We start from the raw sequence: 22,244 nt of genomic DNA on the forward strand, positions 1-22,244 counted from the left end.
GAGAAATCTTCGCAAGTAACTCCGTTACAATAAGTCAATCTTTGTCGAGCTTCTCGTGAAGATTTCTCCTTTGTCGAAATGACAAACTACATGTGTATGTTTTGTGTTTGTACTTTATGTCTGTACTTTGTCGAGCTTCTCGTGGAGATTTCTCCTTCGTCGAAATGACAAACTGCACGGTTTTGTATTGTGTCTGTACTTTGCGTGGGCTTCTCCCGAAGTCTCGGGACCGCTCAGCCTGACAAACTTTGTCTTAATACTTAATTCTTTTTGCTTAATACATCTCACATTTCACATTTTACAAAATGCGGACACCATCAGGATTAATCTTCGAAACATGAATTTCATACGGTAAATTCATTTTTTCGTAAACGTCGCTCATGGCTTTGGCAATTTTTTCGGCGGTTTCTTTTCCTCTGCTTAAAGCGAAAATAGATGGGCCGGAACCTGAAATACCAGAACCTAATGCACCATTTTCGTAAGCTGTTTGTTTGATTAAGTCAAATCCTGGAATTAAAACACTTCGTAAAGGCTCAACGATTTCGTCATGAAGCGAACGTCCGATTAATTCGTAATCTTTGGTGTAAAGACCTGCAACCAATCCGCCTACATTTCCCCATTGCATGATAGCGCTTTTCAGGGAAACGTTTTGTTTTAAAACCGAACGGGCGTCAGAAGTTTTCAATTCAATCTGAGGGTGAACAACTGTTGCATATAATTCTTCAGGACTGTCAATTCTGATAATGTCTAAAGGTGCATAACTTCTTACCAACGTAAATCCGCCTAAAAGGGCAGGAGCAACGTTATCGGCATGTGCATTTCCGCTGGCTAATTTCTCGCCTTGCATTGCAAACTGAACCAAATCTTTACGAGAATACGGTCTTCCTAATAATTCATTAATTCCGAAAACCGCTCCGGCAGAACTTGCCGCGCTGCTTCCAATTCCGCTTCCGGCTTTTATGTTTTTGTAAATTTCGATTTCAAATCCAAAATCTAGTTCGTCTAAAGTTTCAAGCATTGCCAAGGCAGCAACTCCAGAAACGTTTTTCTCGGTTTCCAAAGGCAAATCGGCACCGACAATTTTAGTGATTCGAACTCCTTTTTGATTGACTTTTCGAACAATCATTTCATCGCCCGCATTGTCTAAGCAAAGGCCGAGTACGTCAAATCCGCAGGAGAGATTGGCAATTGTAGCGGGACAGAATAATTTTATTTCTTTCATTTTTTTGGTTTTTGCCACGAAGGCACAAAGTCACAAAGTTTATTTTTATAGTTTCTGAGATACTAAGTTTCTAAGATGCTAAGTATAAAAAAACTTAAAAACTTAGCGTCTTAGTGCCTTAGCGGCTATACATTCCCAATGCGTATCACGTCTGCAAAAATTCCTGATGCCGTAACAGCTGCTCCGGCTCCGGCTCCTTTAATCAATAAAGGCTGGTCTACGTAACGATCGGTGTAGAACAACACGATATTGTCTTTTCCTTCTAAATTGTAGAAAGGATGATCTTTTGGAATGAACTGAAGACCAACGCTTGCTTTTCCGTTTTCGAATTGTGCAACGTATTTCAATCTTGAATCTTTGGCTAGAGCTTCTTTGTAAATGCCCTCAAAATGAGAAGCATGTTTGATTAACGATGCGAAAAAGTCTTCATTGTTTGTTGTTGACAGACATTCTGCTGGTAAAAACGATTCGTTTGCAATCGCGTCAATATCCATTTCGTAACCGCTTTCGCGAATAAGAATCAGGATTTTACGAGCAACGTCGATACCGCTTAAGTCGATTTTTGGATCTGGTTCTGTAAATCCTTGAACTCCGGCTTCTTTTACCACATCATGGAAAGAATTATTCTCATCAAAATTGTTGAAAATAAAGTTCAGACTTCCCGATAAAACCGCTTGAATTTTATGTACTTTATCGCCAGACGCAATAAGATTTTTTACCGTATCGATAATGGGCAATCCCGCACCAACATTCGTTTCAAACAAGAAAGGAGCGTTGTATTGACGCGATAAGCTTTTTAGTTTTTTATAATTGTCGTAAGCAGATGAACAAGCAATTTTGTTGCAAGTTACAACCGCAATACTTTCCTTTAAAAATTTCTCATATAGGTCAGAAACGCCCGCATTTGCTGTAATGTCTACGAAAATACTGTTGCGTAAATTCAGTTCTTTGGCACGAGCGATAAATTCAGTTGGAATTGCTTCTTCGCCTTTGTCCAAAGTCGATTGCCAGTCTTTTAGAGAAATTCCGTCTTCATCAAAAAGCATTTTTCTTGAGTTTGATAAAGCAATTACGCGAACATTGATTTTTAAAACATCTTTTAGAAATTTCTTCTGGTTATGGATTTGCTCGATGAATTTTTCACCCACATTTCCAACTCCCATTACAAATAAGTTGAGCTGTTTTGTGTTTTCTTCAAAGAAATTTTCGTGCAAAGTATTCAATGCTTTCTTAACGTCTCTTTCGTTAATTACAGTCGAAATATTTCTTTCAGAAGCACCTTGCGCAATGGCACGAATGTTTACGTTATTTTTTCCTAAAGTGCTGAACATTCTTCCGCTTAAACCTTGGTGGTTTTTCATGTTTTCGCCAACCAAAGCAATAATGCAAAGATCTTTTTCTACATAACAAGGATCGATTTTGTTTTGTGAAATTTCGATTTCAAAAGCTTTATTAATGGCAGCTTCGGCATTATTGGCATCAGAATTCAAAATTCCGATACAAATAGAATGCTCAGAAGAAGCTTGTGTGATAAAGATCACGTTGATTTTTTCCTGAGACAAAACTTCAAACAAACGTCTTGACGAGCCTGCAACACCAATCATTCCCGGACCTTCAAGAGTTAAAAGCGAAATATGATCAATATGACTAATTCCTTTTACAACTGTATCTTTTGAAACAACTGTATCTGAAATTAAAGTTCCAACAGCTTCTGGCTCAAAAGTATTTTTGATTAAAATCGGAATATTTTTTCTTAAAACCGGCTGAATCGTAGGTGGATACAAAACTTTGGCACCAAAATGTGACAATTCCATTGCTTCCTGATAAGAAATAGTCGCAATAGGTCTTGCCTGTTTTACAATCTTAGGATTTGCAGTAAACATTCCGTTTACGTCAGTCCAGATTTCCAATTGTTCGGCATTAAGTGCTCCGGCGATAATAGCTGCTGTATAATCAGAACCGCCACGTCCAAGAGTAGTAGTAATTCCGTCAGGAGTTTGTGCAATAAAACCTGGTAAAATATTGATTTGGTTGTCATTATGTTCAAAATATTCCTGAATCAGATTGTTTGATAAGTCAAAATTTACAGTTGCTTTTCCGTAATTATGGTCAGTTTTAATCAATTCGCGGCTGTCTTTGTAAACTGCATTTTTGTTGATTTGCTGAAACGCCTGTGCAATGATGAAGGAAGAAAGCAATTCGCCAAAACTTAAAATAGTATCTGCAGTTCTTGGAGACAATTCACCTAAAAGGAAACATCCGTCAAGTAAAGTTTCCAAATGATTGATGATTCTTTTTACGTGGCTCAAGAGACTGCTTTGCTCGCTTACCGGAATCAATTCTTTTAGTGTATCAAGGTGTTTTTTCTCGATTTCGGCTACAACCTCTCTAAAACTTTCGTCGTTTGCGGCTGCTTTTGCGGCTGCAGATTGAAGTAAATCGGTTACTTTGCTTAAAGCTGAAACTACTACAACCAATTGGTCTTGTTTTGCTTTTTGTTCAACAATTTCTAGAACGAGTTTTATATTTTGAGCATTGGCAACAGAAGTTCCGCCAAATTTTAATACTTTCATTTTTGATATTTTTATTTTTTTGAATGCAATAGTTTTCATGTATCCATTACCTTTCTTCTTTCGCGAAAAAAGTATAGACAAACCGGATTATATGTAAAAATGTATACCCCTAAGGGGTAGTAGTTGTTGTAGTAGAAATTGTAATAACAGCAATTGCAGCTTCAGTTGGAGCTGTAATAATCGTAGACTGATATTTTATGCTGTTATTTTTCATTTTTGATTTTTCAAAAGTACAGCTTTTTGTAAAAGTTAAAAACTCCAAAAGCCTTTTTACGAATATCTTAATAATTCAAATCTCTACTATTCGATATTGAGCATTTGTCAAAATTAAAGATGTTAAGTTGAGGTTTTAGTATATTTCAGATTGGCTTTAGAGCTGTTTTATACTGATCAAAGAATTGATTTTTAGATAAAAATGAGTTTGAAATTGTGCTATTGGCCGTTTTTTAGCATTGATAAATTAAGCAATAGTTAAAATTACATCTTAAGATATTTTAATTATTGTGATAAATTGTTGCTTTTTAATGTTGATTTGTTGAATTTTGGCGTTTTAAAATTTGAAATCACCATGAGAGACGTTCATTATATAAGTACAGAGACTATAACTTTAGAAACGCTTCACGAAATTATAAGCTTTGATAAGTTGCTTGAATTATCAGAAGAGGCAAAAGTCAATGTTCAGAAGTGTCGTGATTATTTAGATAAAAAAATGATTTCGCATTCTGAGCCGATTTACGGAATCAATACCGGTTTCGGATCTCTATATAGTGTGAAAATCTCTAATGAAAACTTGTCTAAACTTCAAGAGAATTTAGTGAAATCTCATGCTTGCGGAACAGGGGAGGAAGTTCCTTCAGAAATCGTAAAAATGATGCTTTTACTTAAGATTCAATCTCTAAGTTATGGACATTCAGGAGTACAATTAAAAACTCTAGAACGTTTAGTTGATTTCTACAATAATGATATTTTACCGATAATTTATACGCAGGGTTCTCTTGGAGCTTCTGGGGATTTAGCACCTTTAGCACATTTGTCATTACCTTTAATAGGAGAGGGAAAAGTCCTTTTTGAAGGAAAGATAACAGATTCGGCAGCAGTTTTAAAACATTTTAACTGGGAACCAATTGTTTTGCAATCAAAAGAAGGTTTGGCTTTGTTGAACGGAACGCAGTTTATGAGTGCTTATGGAGCGCATATTTTAATTAAAGCTTATAAATATTCTTATTTGGCAGATTTGATAGGAACTATTTCTTTGGAAGGTTTTGATGGAAGAATTGAGCCTTTTAATGAATTGATACATTATATACGTCCGCACAAGGGGCAAATTGTGACTGCACAGCGAATCACAGAGTTTTTGGATGGAAGCGAAATTATCGTTCAGCAAAAAAAGCACGTTCAGGATCCGTATTCTTTCCGTTGCATGCCTCAAGTTCATGGTGCTTCAAAAGATGCGATTGATTACGTTCGAAAAGTATTCAAAACAGAAATAAATTCTGTGACTGATAATCCAAATATATTTATTGAGGCCGATCAGATTATTTCTGGCGGAAATTTCCATGGTCAGCCATTAGCTTTGGCTTTAGACTTTTTAGCAATTGCTTTGGCAGAATTGGGCAGTATTTCTGAAAGAAGAACGTATCAATTAATTTCGGGATTGCGTAATCTTCCTGCGTTTTTGGTTGATAATCCGGGACTGAATTCAGGACTTATGATTCCGCAATATACTGCCGCAAGTATTGCAAGCCAGAATAAGCAATTGGCAACTCCTTCAAGTGTTGATAGTATTGTTTCCAGCAACGGTCAAGAAGATCATGTAAGCATGGGAGCAAACGGTGCTACCAAAGCCTTAAGAATTTTAGATAATTTAGAGCGCATTTTAGCTATCGAATTATTAAATGCTTCTCAGGCAATTGCGTATCGAGAACCTTTAAAATCAAGTGATTTCATCGAAATGTTTTTAGGAAGTTACAGAGAAGTTGTGCCGTTGGTAAAGGAGGATAGAATCTTACATATTGATATCGAAAATACAATTTCGTTCCTGTCTAGTTTTCAAATAGAAAACGATTTGTTAACAATGGCTTAACATTGTAAAATATTATTGAAGTAATTTTGCACTATCAAAAATATAAAAATGTCAATAAACAGTATTTTCCAATTTTTAGTGCCGAAAGACAAAAAATTCTTTCCACTTTTTGAAGAGGCTTCAAGCAATTTAATTGAATTAGCTTCTAACTTACACGAAGCTGTAAATTTACCATTAAAAGAAAGAGAAATTCTTTTTCAAAAGATTGACGAATTAGAACAAAAAGGTGAGGATATTACGCGTCAGACCAATTTGGAATTGAGCAGAAACTTCATCACTCCATTTGATAGAGAAGACATCCATACGTTAATTACTTCAATAGACAACGTTGCAGATTACCTTCATGGTGCATCAAGCCGTATGAGATTATATCAAGTTGATAAGATTACAAAATCTATCAGAAAGATGACAGAAATCAACCTTGAAGCTTGTCAAAACATTGACAGTGCGGTAAAAGAGTTGAGAAACTTAAAGAATTTTAAAGTTATTAAAGATGCGTGTGCTAGAATCAACAAGCTAGAAAACAAATCGGATAACGTTTATAACAAAGCAGTTTTTGAAATTTTTGAAAACGAAACAGACGCTAAAAATATCATTAAATATAAAGAAGTGTTATCTGTTTTAGAATCAGCAACAGACAAATGTAAGAGTGTTGCGAACATACTAGAATCTATTTCTGTAAAACATTCTTAATTCAATTTTTCATTCTGAAGTTATAATTTTATGACGCTACTTATATTAATTATAGTACTAGCCTTAATTTTTGATTACATCAATGGTTTTCATGATGCGGCAAATGCTATAGCGACTGTTGTTGCAACAAAAGTTCTGACGCCTTTTCAGGCAGTTCTTTGGGCAGCATTTTTTAACTTTCTAGCTTATTGGGTTTTCGGATTTGGTGTTGCAGATACTGTTGCTAAAACAGCACACACGATGGAAATTAACCTGGTAGTGATTTTAGCCGGAGTTATTGCAGCAATCTGCTGGAATTTATTGACTTGGTGGTTAGGAATTCCTTCAAGTTCTTCACATACACTTATTGGAGGTTTTGCAGGAGCTGCGGTTGCGCATGCAATAGCGGTTCACGGATTTTCAGGTTATATTGGCGAAGACGGAGCAACACATTATTGGTATCAAATTGTAAGCTGGTACAAAGCCGGAAAAGATGGTGGAATGCCTTCCGGAGTTATTATAATCATTGCTTTTATTGTTTTGGCGCCATTATTAGGAGCTTTAGCTTCTTATTTAATCTCTATTTGGTTGTTAAATGCTTCAAGAAAAAGTATTGGTCCAAAAATCTTTACTGTGGCTTTAATGATTGCAACAGTTTGGTTTGTATATGCTCAAATGGTTCCTTATTCAGAAATTTTAGAACATGGAAAACCTCGTTTTGATTCTCATTTTTGGAGTGTAGCTTTTGATCCTCATAATATTAAATGGTTTTTAGTAGCCTTTATTATTCTAACTGTAAGTGCATTTTGTTTGATATTTAGTAGTTTAAATTTACATCAGGCAGATGCAGCGTTGAAAAAAATGCAATTATTATCTTCTGCGGCTTTTAGTTTAGGTCACGGAGGGAATGATTCTCAAAAAGTTATGGGTATTATAGCTGCGGCAGTAGCGGTTTATATCAATACAAATCCTGGAGTTCATATGGATGCCTGGTTGGATGTTGTATTGCCAAACGACGATTTGGGTATTAAAGGAGTAATGCCGGGTTGGATTCCCTTAGCGTGTTATTCTGCAATTGCTGCAGGAACTTTAAGTGGTGGATGGAAAATTGTAAAAACAATGGGTTCTAAAATTACAAAAGTAAGTTCATTTGAAGGTGTTGCTGCTGAAACAGCCGGAGCTTTAACACTTTACTTTACAGAACACTTAAAAATTCCGGTAAGTACAACTCATACTATTACAGGATCTATTATTGGAGTTGGATTAACAAAACGTGTATCTGCAGTTCGTTGGGGAGTAACGGTAAGTTTAATCTGGGCTTGGGTGTTGACTATTCCAATTTCAGCCATTTTAGCAGGTTTGGTTTATTTTATTCTAAGCGTATTTATTTAGTAAATTGATTATTGTGAAATGTAAGATGTAAATTGCATTTTCTTTAAATATTCTAAAGCCGATTTCAAATTGAAATCGGCTTTTTTGCTTTCCGAAATATCTTTTTTAATAATTGTAAAGTGATATATTTGGTATTAATTTAAAAGCCTTTCATGATAAATCAAAAAGTATTAAAGCAAATAGAGAGAATAAAAACAAAGCTTTATTTAGCACAAGAAAAAGATCAAGATTTTGAAGTATTTGCGGCGGATAGTCACGAATATGTGGTGGGACAAGTAGTAGAGAATAATGATATTTTGAAATTTGAGAAGGACTATGAAATTTCTCTTCCAGAATGTTATAAAGCTTTTTTGTTAAATGTTGGAAATGGAGGGAAAACTTCTGAAAAATCTGCGGCAGGTCCTGGTTATGGAATATTTACTCTCGGAAAAAATATTGCAGAATTTGTTTATAGTAACCCAAAGAAATTTCTAAAACAAGATTGTAGGATTCATCCCAAAATGAGTGATGATTTTTGGAAAGAACTAAATAAGAAAATTGATGAAAATATTTCTGATGAAGAATTTGAATATGAGCTAGGGAAAATTTTTTCGGGGATTTTGCCTATAGGTACAGAAGGTTGCACGTATTATTATGGACTTGTTTTAAACGGAGAATTTAAAGGAAGGGTAGTGAATATTGATATCGACAGGCGTAAACCATATTTTGCTTTTGAGACTAATTTTTTGGATTGGTATGAACGCTGGCTGGATGAAATTACAGAAGGAACAGAAGGTTTTGATGCTGATTTGTTTAATTATACATTAGGTGGAGCTGTATCGCATATTTTGGATGTTTATGCTGTTGTAAATGATAAAGAAACTAAATTGGAGTGTTTGACGGCGATTTTAAGAAAGAAAAATATAGATTCTAAAATTCTCAATATTTTTGAAAAAGAATATCATTCAAATGAAAATGGAATCCAGAAAAAATCACTTCAAATACTTGCAAAGTTCGATTATAATCGTGCATTTCCCTATTTAGCTGATTTTGCTAAAAAGGATTTATTGACTGTTTTTCAATTTGTATTCTGGTATGCAAAAAACAGAAGTTTGGATTGGTTGGAGTTTGTAAAAACTAATATTGAAAAAGTAAATGACGAGGAGACATTTCGTTTTTGTACTTATTTGCTAAAAGAAATGAAAATTGATTACGGAGATATTATCGTTCCATTTGCTGCAAAAAAAGATGAAAATATAAGAAGACAGACTTATTATTCGCTTGGGTTGTTAGAAAATAAAAGCAAATATATTGATGCTTTTATAATTGGATTAAATGATGATTCAAATAAGGTTGTTCATTCTGTGTTACAAGCTTTAGATGGGGTTGATGATGATAAGCTTTTGGTTCATTATAAAAGTATTGCTGAAAAATTTCCAACAGAACAAGATTATATTTTGATAAATCTGAATCATCGCCTTAAAGCTTTCGGATTAACAAATGAAACAATAAAAAAAAATATTAATAGTTTTTTATAAACCCAAAATATTAATGAAATAGGTTTTTTTGTTTTTTAGAATTTTTGTAGATTTTTTCGATTGTGTTTGCGCTTGTAGTGTGTTTGTTTAAGATGTTTTTCATCTTCAGAAATGATGCTAATTGTTCCATCAATCTCAAGCATTGCTAGTTTTACGTTTTTGAAAAATTCGACTCCATGTTCTCTCATAGCTTCTTTTAATTCTTCGTCAGAAATATCGAGTTTGCTTAAAGTTTTGAAATCTAATTTGCCATCGTGAATTAGAATTTGAGGTTTGTCTAACAACAGATTGCTGAATATTTTGTATTTGCGAGTTAATTTTTTTATGATATAATTAATTACAAATAAAACCAAAGCAGCGACTAAACCTCCTGTCAAACTTGTATCTGGACCAACCATGGCATTTTGAACTGAATTACTGATCAGTAAAATCAGTATAATATCAGCGGTATTCAATTGTGAAAGTTCTTTTTTTCCAAAGACTCTCAATGCAATCGTCATGAAGAAATAAACGGCAACACTTCTAAGAATAATGTCAAAATAAGGAAATTGTATCATTTTTAATTCTTTTGTAGAACTTAAAGTTAAATAAAAAAGCTTTGTCAAAGTTCTAAACATTGACAAAGCAGCTAAAATATTTATTCGGTATTAAGTTTGAAATGAACTTAACTATAATTTGAAATTTTTTTCAATTGCTTTGATCATTTCTCCTGCAATATCTTTATTGGTCGCGCCTTCAATTCCTTCAAGGCCTGGAGAAGAGTTTACTTCTAATAATAATGGTCCTTTTGAAGAGCGGATAATATCAACACCAGCCACTTTTAAATCCATTGCTTTTGCGGCTTTAATGGCTATTTTTTTCTCTTCAGCAGTAACTTTTATGACAGATGCAGTTCCGCCAAGATGGATGTTGGCTCTAAATTCGCCCGGCATTGCTTCACGCTGAATGGCAGCTACGACTTTTCCGTCGATTACAAAACAACGAATATCTTTTCCGTTTGCTTCTTTAATAAATTCCTGAACTAATATATTGGCATTTAAGCTTTTGAAAGCATTGATTACGCTTTCTGCAGCTTTTTTGGTTTCGGCCAAAACAACGCCTTTTCCTTGTGTTCCTTCTAATAATTTTACAATTAAAGGAGAACCGCCAACCATTTTGATTAAATTGTCTGTATCAAGCGGAGAATTGGCAAAACCGGTTGTCGGAATGTCGATACCGCTGTTCAATAACAATTGCAGTGAATATAATTTATCTCTTGACTGTGTAATTGCGGTAGCCGAATTTAAGCAGAATACCTTTAATGCTTCAAACTGACGTGTCAGCGCACAGCCATAAAAAGTAATGCTCGGACGGATTCGTGGAATAATGGCATCAAATTGATTTAAGATTTTTCCGCCTCGATAGTGAATTTCTGGGGTCTTGGCGTCAAGTTTCATATAGCATTCTTTGATGTTCAAAAAATGCATTTCATGGCCGCGCATTTCGCCCGCTTCCATAATACGTTTGTTGCTGTATAATTCTGGATTGCTTGCCAAAAGCCCGATTCGTAAGCCAGTTGTCGCTTTTTCTGAATTTTTGTATAATTCTTTTAACGACTCTGGTGTAGGCTGTCCCAAAAGGTATTTTTGTTCAGGATCAACCAAAACCCTTCCACTCATGGCTTCACGTCCTAAAAGCATTCTAAAGCCCATAGAATCGCGATTGGTAAGCGTCATTTCTATCGGCCATTTTACATCGCCGATTTTTAAGCTGGTTTGAATTACGTAACGATGTTCTCTAAAACCACTCGAACTTTTTACAATTCGTTTGTCGACCAGTGGTGCTTCACAATGAATAATTGTTTTGATGTTATTTTGTATCGGATTAATGTCAAATTTAACCCAATTGGTATCATTTTTTATAAATGGGGCAATATTAAGTGCGTGCATTGCCGAAGTTTTGGCGCCAGAATCAACACGAGCTTTAATAGTTGGGATTCCAAGTTCTGGAAATGAGCACCATTCTTCACTGCCTAAAATGACCTTGTTTTGAAGCATATTTAGTTTTTATATTATAGAATTTAAATTCAAAAATAGCTATTTGCTTTTACTAAAGATAATAAATTATTTAAAAAAAATGCCCGTTATGTTATGAAAACGTAACGGGCTTGTTGTTTTTGTTGTAAATATTAACTAATTTATTGATTTGTCGGCTCTTCGGCTTTATGTATTTCTACCGACAATTCTTGTGAGTCATCTTTAAGGTCCATCAGAATTTCATCGCCTGAATGTATTTTTGAAGTAATGATTTCTTCTGCAAGCAAATCCTCAACATATTTCTGAATTGCTCTTTTTAGTGGTCTTGCGCCAAATTGTTTATCAAAACCTTTTTCTGCGATAAACGCTTTAGCTTTGTCAGTTAGGCTTAATTTGTAACCTAAATCAGCAATGCGAGAATACAATTTTTTCAATTCGATTTCGATAATCAAATCAATATCAGATTTTTCAAGAGCATTAAATACAATTACGTCGTCAATTCTGTTTAAGAACTCAGGAGCAAAAGTTTTCTTTAAAGCATTTTCGATAATGCTTTTTGAGTTTTCATCAGCTTGAGCAGTTCTTGCCGCAGTTCCGAATCCAACTCCTTGTCCAAAATCTTTCAACTGACGTGCACCAACATTGGATGTCATGATAATGATAGTGTTTTTAAAGTCGATTTTACGTCCTAAACTATCTGTCAAATATCCATCGTCTAAAACCTGAAGCATCATATTGAAAACGTCTGGATGTGCTTTTTCGATTTCGTCTAAAAGAACTACACAATATGGTTTTCTGCGCACTTTTTCAGTCAATTGTCCGCCTTCTTCGTACCCGACGTATCCTGGAGGTGCTCCAACTAAACGAGAAATCGCAAATTTTTCCATGTATTCGCTCATGTCGATACGAACCAATGCATCTTCAGAATCAAACAATTCTTTAGCTAATACTTTTGCCAATTGTGTTTTACCAACACCAGTCTGACCCAAGAAAATAAACGAACCGATTGGTTTGTTCGGATCTTTTAATCCGGCTCTATTTCGTTGGATAGAACGAGCAATTTTAAGAACTGCTTCGTTTTGTCCAATCACTTTATTCTGAATCAATTCAGGCAATTTAGCAAGTTTGTTGCTTTCTGTTTGTGCAATTCTGTTAACAGGAATTCCAGTCATCATCGATACAACATCGGCAACATTGTCTTCTGTAACTTCAATTCTATTGTTTTTAGAATCTTCTTCCCATTGTTCTTGGGCTAAAGCAAGGTCTTTTTCGATACGTTTTTCGTCATCGCGAAGTTTTGCTGCTTCTTCATATTTTTGTTTTTTGACAACCATATTTTTAAGCTCACGAACTTCTTCCAACTGACGCTCTAAATCCAAAATTTGTTTCGGAACATCAATGTTTGTAATGTGTACACGAGATCCGGCTTCATCCAGAGCATCAATAGCTTTGTCTGGTAAGAAACGCTCAGACATATAACGGTCTGTAAGCTTAACGCAGGCTTCAATCGCTTCTGGTGTATAAGTTACATTATGATGATCTTCATATTTGTCTTTTACATTGTTCAAAATTGCAATTGTTTCTTCAACAGAAGTCGGCTCTACAATTACTTTTTGGAAACGTCTTTCTAAGGCGCCGTCTTTTTCAATATATTGTCTGTACTCATCAAGAGTAGTAGCACCAATACATTGAATTTCACCTCTAGCAAGAGCTGGTTTGAACATATTTGAAGCATCAAGCGAACCTGTTGCTCCTCCGGCACCTACAATTGTGTGGATTTCATCAATAAAAAGAATGATGTCATCATTTTTTTCAAGCTCGTTCATAACGGCTTTCATTCTTTCCTCAAATTGACCTCTGTATTTTGTTCCGGCAACTAAGCTTGCCAAATCTAGCGTTACAACACGTTTATTGAAAAGAATACGTGACACTTTCTTTTGAATGATTCGAAGTGCAAGCCCTTCCGCAATAGCAGATTTACCAACACCAGGCTCTCCAATAAGAAGCGGGTTGTTCTTTTTTCTTCGGCTTAAAATCTGTGAGACACGTTCAATTTCTTTTTCGCGTCCAACCACAGGATCCAGTTTTCCTTCTTCGGCCATTTCTGTTAAATCTCTCCCAAAATTATCCAAAACAGGAGTCTTAGATTTTTTGTTTGACTTATTGGCTGGATTATTAAAACTGCTTTCTTTTAGACTGTCATCTTGTCCTGAATCGTCGTTGTAAGATTCATTTCGAGGCAGGTTTTCTAAGAATTCTTCTTCGTTTGGCGTCATATTTAAATATTGTTCTTTAGCTATGTCATAATCTATTTTAAGTTTATTCAACAGCTTGGTTGTGGGATCGTTTTCGTTGCGCAAGATGCATAAAAGCAGGTGTGCCGTGCTTATTGATGAGCTTTGAAATACTTTAGCTTCAAGAAAAGTGGTCTTCAGGGCTCTTTCGGCCTGTCGGGTAAGGTGAAGATTTTTCTTTTCTGTATTTACTTCAACGCTCAGGTTGGCAGGGCTTAGTATTTCTACTTTTCTGCGTAAATGATCTAAATCGACAGCTAGGTTATTAAGTATATGAATAGCTTTTCCGTTACCATCTCTTAAAATGCCTAGCATTAGATGTTCGGTACCAATAAAGTCGTGCCCAAGACGAAGTGCTTCTTCTTTACTGTATGTAATAACATCTTTTACTCTTGGTGAAAAATTATCATCCATAATATATAATTGGTATTGTAAATTTAGTGAATTACTGTTTGAAAAACAAAAACCGTACCCTATTGAGTCTCCTGACAGCTAATAGACGAAAAAAAAGAGAATAAAAGCGTTAAAAAACGCTTAATTTATTAACTAAAAGCGAAAATAAAGTTGTTAATAAATCATTGAAATAAGTGTAAGGAAATAGCTGAAAAAATTTCAAAAAAACGTATCTTGGCACGCTTTGAAACTAATATAATTATTTAATATAACAACTTATGTCTGAAGGAGAAAAGTTAATTCCTATTAACATAGAGGATGAAATGAAATCAGCTTACATCGATTATTCGATGTCTGTAATTGTATCGAGAGCACTTCCTGATGTTAGAGATGGCTTGAAACCAGTACATCGAAGAGTTCTTTATGGAATGTATGATTTAGGAGTAACCTCAAGATCTGCCCACAAAAAATCTGCGAGAATCGTTGGGGAGGTTCTGGGTAAGTACCACCCGCACGGAGATACATCTGTATATGACGCTATGGTTCGTATGGCTCAGGAATGGAGTATGCGTTATTTATTAGTTGACGGTCAGGGTAACTTTGGATCTGTAGATGGTGACAGTCCGGCGGCAATGCGTTATACTGAGGCCAGAATGCGTAAGATTTCAGAAGAAATTATGGCAGACATCGAAAAAGAGACAGTTGATTTTCAGCTGAACTTTGACGATACTATATATGAACCAAAAGTAATGCCTACAAGAGTTCCTACCTTATTAGTAAATGGAGCAACAGGTATTGCGGTTGGTATGGCAACAAATATGCCTCCTCATAACTTAACTGAGGTTATCAATGGTACATTAGCCTATCTTGATAATAACGATATTGAAATAGATGAATTAATTACACATGTTAAAGCTCCAGATTTTCCAACTGGAGGTATAATATATGGTTATGAAGGCGTTCGTGAAGCTTTTAAAACTGGTCGCGGACGTATCGTGATGCGTGCAAAAGTTGGCTTTGAAGAAGTAGATGGAAGAGAATGCATTATCGTTACTGAGATTCCATATCAGGTTAACAAGGCCGAAATGATCAAGCGTACAGCTGATTTGGTAAATGATAAAAAAATAGAGGGTATTGCCAATATCCGAGACGAATCGGATAGAAATGGTATGCGTATCGTTTATATCTTAAAACGCGACGCTACGCCAAACGTAGTTTTAAATACCTTATATAAGTACACTCAATTACAATCGTCTTTTAGTGTAAATAATATTGCATTAGTAAAAGGACGTCCTCAATTATTGAATCTAAAAGATATGATTCATTATTTTATTGAGCACCGTCACGATGTAGTAGTAAGGAGAACACAATTCGAATTGCGTAAAGCAGAAGAAAGAGCTCATATTTTAGAAGGATTAATTATTGCTTCGGATAATATCGATGAAGTAATTGCGTTAATTAGAGGGTCTAAAAACACAGACGAGGCAAGAGAAAAATTAATCGAAAGATTTAAATTGTCTGACATTCAGGCACGTGCAATTGTAGAGATGCGTCTTCGTCAGTTAACAGGTCTGGAACAAGATAAATTAAGAGCTGAGTACGATGAGTTGATGAAGTTGATTGATCATTTAAAAGCTTTGTTGGCAGATGTTAATTTAAGAACGAACTTAATTAAAGAAGAATTAGTTGAGATTCGCGATAAATATGGGGATGACCGTCGTTCTCAAATTGAATACTCAGGAGGAGATGTAAGCATTGAAGATTTAATTGCTGATGAAAATGTGGTAATTACCATTTCGCATGCCGGTTATATCAAACGTACCAATCTTACAGAATACAAAACACAGAATAGAGGAGGAGTAGGCCAAAAAAGCGCAGGAACAAGAGATCAGGATTTCTTAGAACATATGTTTGTGGCGACAAATCACCAGTATATGATGTTCTTTACGCAAAAAGGAAAATGTTTCTGGATGCGTGTTTATGAAATTCCTGAAGGAAGTAAAACTGCAAAAGGTAGAGCAATTCAGAACTTGGTAAATATTGAAAGCGATGATAAAGTAAAAGCTTTCATTTGTACACAAGACTTAAAAGATAAAGAGTATATCAATAGCCATAATCTTGTGATGGTTACCAAACAAGGTCAGGTTAAGAAAACTTCTTTAGAGAAATATTCTAAACCTCGTGTGAATGGTGTAGCTGCTATTACAATTAAAGAAGGCGATGAATTAATGGGAGCACAATTGACAGATGGAGAAAGCCAGATTATATTGGCAGTTAAGTCTGGTAAATTAGTTCGTTTTGAAGAAACCAAAACACGTCCAATGGGAAGAACGGCTTCTGGAGTTCGTGGAATTACCTTAAAAGACGATAGCGATGAAGTAATAGGTATGGTTACTGTCGCTAAAAATGATGTTAACGATTCACAGATTTTAGTAGTAACAGAAAACGGATACGGTAAGCGTACGAAATTGGTGGATGATGATGGTGAAGATGTTTACAGAATTACAAACCGAGGTGGTAAAGGGGTTAAAACTCTTAATATTACTGATAAAACAGGTAAATTAATTTCAATAAATGCCGTTACCGATTCTGATGATTTAATGATTATCAATAAATCAGGATTGACAATTAGAATGGCAATTGAGGATCTTCGCGTTATGGGACGTGCTACGCAAGGTGTAAGGCTTATTAACTTAAAAGGTAAGGATTCTATCGCTGCCGTTACAAAAGTTATGAAAGACGATGCAGAAGAAGTTGTTGTAGACGAAGATGGAAATGTTATTGAATCTGCAATCGAAAGGGTTAAGCCGGATATGGAGGTCCTTGAAGATGACGGAGCTGTAGAAGAGGAAGAGGAAGACGAAACAGAAGAGGATTTAGATGAAGAAGAATCAGATGAAGAGGAGTCTGAAGAATAAACAATAAATAAAAAAAGTAAATACAAATTAGATTATTATGAAAAGTAGATATGTAATATTTGCATCAGCTTTACTGATTTCTGCAGCAGCTTTTGCTCAAAAAGACCAAATAAAAAATGCTGAAAAAGCATTAAAAGGAGGTGATGCCCAAGGAGCAATTACGATTTTGAATGACGCCGAGAATATGGTAGCAAACGCTAAAGATACTGAACAGGCTCAGTTTTATTTCGTAAAAGGAAATGCTTACCTTGATTTAGCTAACAAAAAAGTTGAAGAAAGTAAAAATTTAAGTCTTTCTGCTGAAAGCTATAAAAAGCTTATTGATATTGAGAAAGCTTCTGGAAAACAGAAATATTCTACACAAGCTGCAACATCGATTACAGACATCAAAGGTAAATTGATCAACTCTGCGATTGCAGATACTCAGTCTAATAAAAATGCTGAAGGATCAAAAAAATTATATGATGCTTATTTGTTAGACAAAAAAGATACAATCAATTTGTACTATGCGGCTTCAACTGCAGTTAACGGGCAGGATTTTGATGCAGCTCTAAAAATGTACGAAGAATTAAAAGAAATAAATTATTCTGGAAAAGGAACTTCTTATACAGCAGTTGACAAAGCTTCAGGAACTGAAGTAGGTTTCAGTAATGCAAAAGAAAGAGATTTGGCTTTAAAATTAGGAACTCACGAAAAACCTAAAACAGAAACAATTCCTTCTAAAAGAGGTGAGATTTACAAAAATCTTGCTTTGATCTTAGTTCAGAAAGGACGCACAGAGGATGCTAAAAAAGCAATCGCTGATGCTAGAAAAACAAATCCTGACGATTCTTCATTAATTTTGACTGAAGCTAATTTGTATCTTGAAACTAAAGATTACGAAAAGTACAAAGTATTAGTAAACGAAGCATTGCAAAAAGACCCAAACAACGCTGATTTGGTATTCAATTTAGGAGTTATTAGTGCGGGAGCAAAAAATAATGCAGATGCTGAGAAATACTATTTGAAAACAATAGAAATTAATCCTGCTTACGCAAATGCTTATATTAATTTATCTGTTTTGAAGTTAGAAGCTGAAAAACCAATCATTGATGAAATGAATAAATTGGGTACTTCTGCTAAAGATATGAAACGTTACGATGAATTGAAAGTTAAGAGAGAAAACGTATTTAAAAGCGTAATTCCTTACCTTAAAAAAGCTAACGATTTAGATCCTAAAAATGAAGATATCGCTAAAACACTTATCGGTGTTTATAATGCTCTTGAAATGACAGCTGAAGCTAAAGCTGTAAAAGCAAAAATGTAATCAGATATTTTTCAGATAAAAAAAACCAAGGTGAGAGCCTTGGTTTTTTTATGCTTAATTTTTATTTTAAATCAGCTTACTAATGCCGCAGATAAAGTGATTGTGGTATTTAATAATTTGGATATCGGACAGATTTCTTTTGCTTTGGCGGCTGTAGCCTCAAATTCTTCAGCAGAAATAGAGGGTACTTTTCCTTTTAAATCTAGATGAATGAGTGTGATTGTTCCGTCTTCAAAGGTTACAGTTGCTTCTGTCGTAAGGTCGTCTGCTGTAAAACCAGCTTCGTTTAGTAAAAAGCTTAATTGCATGGTAAAACAGCCCGAATGTGCTGCTGCTACTAATTCTTCTGGATTTGTTCCAACTCCGTCTGCAAATCGGGTTTTAAATGATAATTGGGCATTATCTAGGGTTGTGCTTTGAGTACTTATTGTTCCTTTTCCTTCCATGCCAGTTCCTTTCCAGTTGGCATTTGCTTTTCTAGTAAATTTCATTTTCTGAGTGATTAAAATTAATACTTGTATTTTATTGATTATCAATGAGTAGTGGTTGCTCAAATATAACGAATATTTTTTAGTATTAATTTATCAATTGGTTATTTGAAAGTAAATTCATAAAAAAAAATCCAAATTCCAATAGGCTCAGCTCAATTGGAATTTGGAATTTATAATGTTGAATATCTTTCTTTTTTATTCCTGGTTTAAATTTCGAAGTTGTCTTAATTTATCTTTCCAAACTTCAAGACTTTCTTTGTGAATAGCGATGTTTTTTCGAACTTCTAACACAATAGAATTTTCTTTTTTCGCATTCTTAGTATTGGCAAAGAATTGAATGTTATTTTCAAGCTGGAAAATTTCATTCTGAACCTCTTCAATTTTGCGCATAATAAAGATTTTTTCGTTGTCTAATTTACGAGTATCATTGCTGTCAGACAAAGAATCAATTCTGTTAGAAAAACGCATCATTTCGCTTTCTTTTTTGCTCAGACTTAATTTTTCGAAAAGGGCATCCAATATTTTATTGAATTTCCCTTCGATGTGACGTCTTGAGAAAGGCACTTTTCCATAACCTTTCCAGATTTCGATATGCGCTTTTATAGCATCAAGATCTGTTTTATGATCGCCAGTAAGCTGGAATGCTCTTAATACATCTAAATAAGCCTTCTTGTTGTCAAAAGCGGCTACTTCTTCACCGTTTTCTTCAGATTTATGTTCTTTTAATTTATCAAAATAATGATTGCAGGCATCTTTAAACTCTTTCCAGATTTTATCTGAGTATTTTTTAGGTACATGACCAATTTGTTTCCACTCTTCCTGAATCTGTTTCATTACTGGCGTTGTAGCAGCAAAATCGGTACTTTCCTGCAATTCTTTGGCTTTAGCAACCAATGCCATTTTTTTATTCAAATTCTCATTTTGATCTTTTTTGATGTCTTTATAAAATGAATTTTTGAATGCATTAAAATTGCGTACAGCAGTTTTAAATGTAGCCCACGTTTCTTCATTTACTTCAGTAGGAACTTTTCCTGCTGCGAAGAATTCATTGCGTAACGCTTCGACTTTTTCAATCTGTAAAAGCCATTGTGAATGCGAGTTTACTTTTTCAGTTCCTAAAGCTTCAATTTTGGCAATTATTTCTTTTTTTATCTCGAGATTTTGTTGCTCGCCAGCTCTTTGGTTTTCAAATAAAACCTCTCTCTTATCATGGATTTTTTTAGTCAGTTCACTAAATTTATTCCAGATGTTGTCACGATGTTCTTTAGAAACAGGGCCAATTTCTTCTTTCCATATTCTGTGCAAATCTTGTAATTCGCGGAAAGATTTGTTAATGTCTGTTTCTTCTGCTAATTGTTCAACTCTCGAAATTATTTTTAGCTTTTGCTCTAAATTGTGCTTAAAATCCAAATCTCTTGCTTCTCGATCCAAATGCAGGTAATCGTAGAAATTTTCGACATGAAAGTGGAAATTATTCCAAACGTGGTTGTATTTGTCTTTAGGAATCGGACCTGCATTTTTCCATCTTTCTCTTAAGTCATTAAAATGTTTAAGCGTGTCTTTTATATTTTCCTGAGGATTAATCAACTCTTTTAGTTCCTCGACAATAGCAAGTCTGTTTTCTAAATTTGATTTTAGATTGGTTTGTAAGTGCTTAAAGTGAATGTTTCTTTTTTCTCTGAATACATTATAATATTCATCAAATTTAGATTTTAAAGGCGAGTGGTATTCAAATTCTTCGTTTGGATCTTCTTTAGAAGCATTGAATTCCTCTCTTTTTTCATCTAAAAGATGATTGTATTTGGATAAAAACGATTTTTTAATTTCTTCAATATGATCTTTTACAGACATGATTTTGTCTGTATTTACCAGTTTTTTTAATTCATCAACAAGAGCATCTAAGGCAAAAGTGTCGTAATCCTTCATTGGGATTTCATGACGACCTTTTAGCGTTTCATCTTCACCTTCTTCTGCGTTTGAATTTGTTATGGCATCCAATGCTTCTTGATGGTCCGTTTGTTCTGTTGCTTCTGGTTTTTCAGCCTCAACTTCACTGCTTAAAACAGCTTTTTCTTGTGCTGATTCCGTCTCATTGCTTTCTATGGCATCATTTTTTGCAGCATCGCTCATATCGATTTCTAATTTTCCGTCTGCTTCTTGCAGGTTATCATTCTTTTCTTCTAACATCTTTAAATGTATAAGGTTTTTACTTTAAACATTGCGAAAGATAGTGAAGGTGTTTCTAAATACAAAATAATTCGCTTGTTTATGACGTAATTTATCATGAAATTCTTATTCTTTATGCTGATTTTGAATTATGATTACTATTTTTTTACTGAATTATTAAAATAAAAGGAAATTCTTTTTTTAGCAACTTTATCTCAATAAAATATAATTTGAGTTTGATTTGTAATTCAAAACGCTATCTAAAAGCTATATTTACGCAAAAAATAAGTGTTTTTATTAGTAGAACTCATAATCGTAATATAGTGCGTAAATATATTGGCAGCGATTTTTTGTACAAACCCAGTATGAAACTGTAATAAAATAAAATATGCAGCAGTAATTGGAGAAAAATTACTGCTGCATATTTTTATTTTAAAGGTGTTTTTTTTACTTGTTCCAGATTTTCCATGCTTTTTCAGCCTGAAAAATAAGCATATCATAACCATTTTTAATGATAGCACCGTGCTCTTTTGCTTTTTTAAGAAAAGTAGTTTCCTCCGGATTATAAATCAAATCGTATGCAATATGTTTTTCTGTAAAGAACTCATAAGGCAAATTTGGGCATGCTTCAATATTCGGACTTGTCCCAACTGGAGTACAATTGATTATGATTTGAAAATTATCAAACGTTGTAGCGTTGATTAAATCGTAATCAATAATGTTTTCTTTTGCTTCTCTTGAGACAAAAGTGTACGGAATATCGAGCTCTTCAAGCGCGTATGCGACACCTTTTGAAGCGCCTCCAGTTCCCAAAATAAGAGCTTTTTTATGATGCGGCTCCAACAAAGGTTCAAGTGACTTTTTAAAACCGTAATAATCGGTATTGTATCCTTTTAATTTTCCTTTTTTGGTAAACTTAATCGTATTGACAGCACCAATTTTAGTAGCTTTTTTTGATAGTTTGTCCAAGAACGGAATTACTTGTTCTTTGTACGGAATGGTGACATTTAACCCTTTTAAATCAGGATTATTCCTAACTAATTCTGTAAAGAAATTAATATCTGAAATATCAAAATTCTCATAGCTGTTTCCAGCAAAGACTTCATTATTAAATTTTTCTGTGAAATAACCTTTTGAGAAAGAGTAGCTAATGTTGCGACCCAATAATCCAAAACGTCTTCTTAGTAAAATGTCAACCATTC

General features: G+C 34.4%; 14 protein-coding genes. 6 read left to right on the top strand and 8 right to left on the bottom strand.

Going from position 1 to position 22,244, the window contains the following annotated elements; all coding sequences use genetic code 11:
* Positions 1 to 298: 298 nt before the first annotated feature.
* Both ACFFLS_RS08615 and thrA read right to left on the bottom strand, forming a co-directional pair.
* Complete coding sequence (locus ACFFLS_RS08615) at positions 299 to 1,222, bottom strand: homoserine kinase (protein ID WP_379686152.1); 924 nt, start codon at positions 1,220 to 1,222, stop codon at positions 299 to 301.
* A 125-nt stretch (positions 1,223 to 1,347) separates the two neighbouring features.
* Entirely contained in the window at positions 1,348 to 3,795 is a 2,448-nt protein-coding gene (thrA, locus tag ACFFLS_RS08620) for a bifunctional aspartate kinase/homoserine dehydrogenase I (protein WP_379686154.1), read from the bottom strand.
* A 568-nt stretch (positions 3,796 to 4,363) separates the two neighbouring features.
* Between thrA and hutH the strand changes: the two genes are divergently transcribed.
* From hutH to ACFFLS_RS08640, 4 genes are all read left to right on the top strand, one after another.
* Positions 4,364 to 5,878: a histidine ammonia-lyase gene (hutH, locus tag ACFFLS_RS08625; protein ID WP_379686155.1), complete on the top strand. Its 1,515-nt coding sequence runs from the start codon at positions 4,364 to 4,366 to the stop codon at positions 5,876 to 5,878.
* A 48-nt stretch (positions 5,879 to 5,926) separates the two neighbouring features.
* Positions 5,927 to 6,571, top strand: coding sequence for a DUF47 domain-containing protein (locus ACFFLS_RS08630; RefSeq protein ID WP_091491116.1), 645 nt, complete (start codon positions 5,927 to 5,929; stop codon positions 6,569 to 6,571).
* A gap of 30 nt (positions 6,572 to 6,601) precedes the next feature.
* Complete coding sequence (locus tag ACFFLS_RS08635) at positions 6,602 to 7,942, top strand: inorganic phosphate transporter (RefSeq protein WP_379686156.1); 1,341 nt, start codon at positions 6,602 to 6,604, stop codon at positions 7,940 to 7,942.
* A 152-nt stretch (positions 7,943 to 8,094) separates the two neighbouring features.
* Positions 8,095 to 9,459 (top strand): SMI1/KNR4 family protein, encoded by a 1,365-nt coding sequence (locus ACFFLS_RS08640; RefSeq protein ID WP_379686157.1) that lies wholly within the window; start codon positions 8,095 to 8,097, stop codon positions 9,457 to 9,459.
* 35 nt (positions 9,460 to 9,494) lie between these two features.
* Here the strand turns inward: ACFFLS_RS08640 and ACFFLS_RS08645 are convergent, their stop codons facing one another.
* The 3 genes from ACFFLS_RS08645 to ACFFLS_RS08655 form a co-directional block, all read right to left on the bottom strand.
* Positions 9,495 to 10,016, bottom strand: coding sequence for a DUF421 domain-containing protein (locus ACFFLS_RS08645; protein ID WP_379686158.1), 522 nt, complete (start codon positions 10,014 to 10,016; stop codon positions 9,495 to 9,497).
* Between the two features lie 111 nt (positions 10,017 to 10,127).
* Positions 10,128 to 11,495, bottom strand: a complete 1,368-nt coding sequence (gene rimK, locus ACFFLS_RS08650; RefSeq protein WP_379689298.1) for a 30S ribosomal protein S6--L-glutamate ligase — start codon at positions 11,493 to 11,495, stop codon at positions 10,128 to 10,130.
* Between the two features lie 140 nt (positions 11,496 to 11,635).
* The gene (locus tag ACFFLS_RS08655; RefSeq protein WP_379689299.1) at positions 11,636 to 14,182 is read right to left on the bottom strand and encodes an ATP-dependent Clp protease ATP-binding subunit; all 2,547 of its coding nucleotides are present in this window, start codon (positions 14,180 to 14,182) and stop codon (positions 11,636 to 11,638) included.
* A 257-nt stretch (positions 14,183 to 14,439) separates the two neighbouring features.
* Here ACFFLS_RS08655 and gyrA point away from each other — a divergent pair, with 257 nt between their 5' ends.
* The gene (gene gyrA, locus ACFFLS_RS08660) at positions 14,440 to 17,079 is read left to right on the top strand and encodes a DNA gyrase subunit A (RefSeq protein WP_379686160.1); all 2,640 of its coding nucleotides are present in this window, start codon (positions 14,440 to 14,442) and stop codon (positions 17,077 to 17,079) included.
* A gap of 37 nt (positions 17,080 to 17,116) precedes the next feature.
* Positions 17,117 to 18,385 (top strand): tetratricopeptide repeat protein, encoded by a 1,269-nt coding sequence (locus ACFFLS_RS08665; RefSeq protein ID WP_379686161.1) that lies wholly within the window; start codon positions 17,117 to 17,119, stop codon positions 18,383 to 18,385.
* A 71-nt stretch (positions 18,386 to 18,456) separates the two neighbouring features.
* On the opposite strand, the gene ACFFLS_RS08670 is transcribed toward ACFFLS_RS08665, so the two are convergent.
* The 3 genes from ACFFLS_RS08670 to ACFFLS_RS08680 all read right to left on the bottom strand — a co-directional run bounded on the left by ACFFLS_RS08670 (position 18,457) and on the right by ACFFLS_RS08680 (position 22,242).
* On the bottom strand, positions 18,457 to 18,876 hold the full coding sequence (locus tag ACFFLS_RS08670) for an OsmC family protein (RefSeq protein WP_379686162.1): 420 nt from the start codon (positions 18,874 to 18,876) through the stop codon (positions 18,457 to 18,459).
* A gap of 195 nt (positions 18,877 to 19,071) precedes the next feature.
* Positions 19,072 to 21,063: a DUF349 domain-containing protein gene (locus ACFFLS_RS08675; protein ID WP_379686163.1), complete on the bottom strand. Its 1,992-nt coding sequence runs from the start codon at positions 21,061 to 21,063 to the stop codon at positions 19,072 to 19,074.
* 426 nt (positions 21,064 to 21,489) lie between these two features.
* A complete protein-coding gene (locus ACFFLS_RS08680; RefSeq protein WP_379686165.1) occupies positions 21,490 to 22,242 on the bottom strand; it encodes a shikimate dehydrogenase family protein in 753 nt (250 codons plus the stop codon).
* Positions 22,243 to 22,244 lie beyond the last annotated feature (2 nt).

Origin of the sequence: Flavobacterium procerum (assembly GCF_042431625.1) — a bacterium.
Classification (GTDB): domain Bacteria; phylum Bacteroidota; class Bacteroidia; order Flavobacteriales; family Flavobacteriaceae; genus Flavobacterium; species Flavobacterium procerum.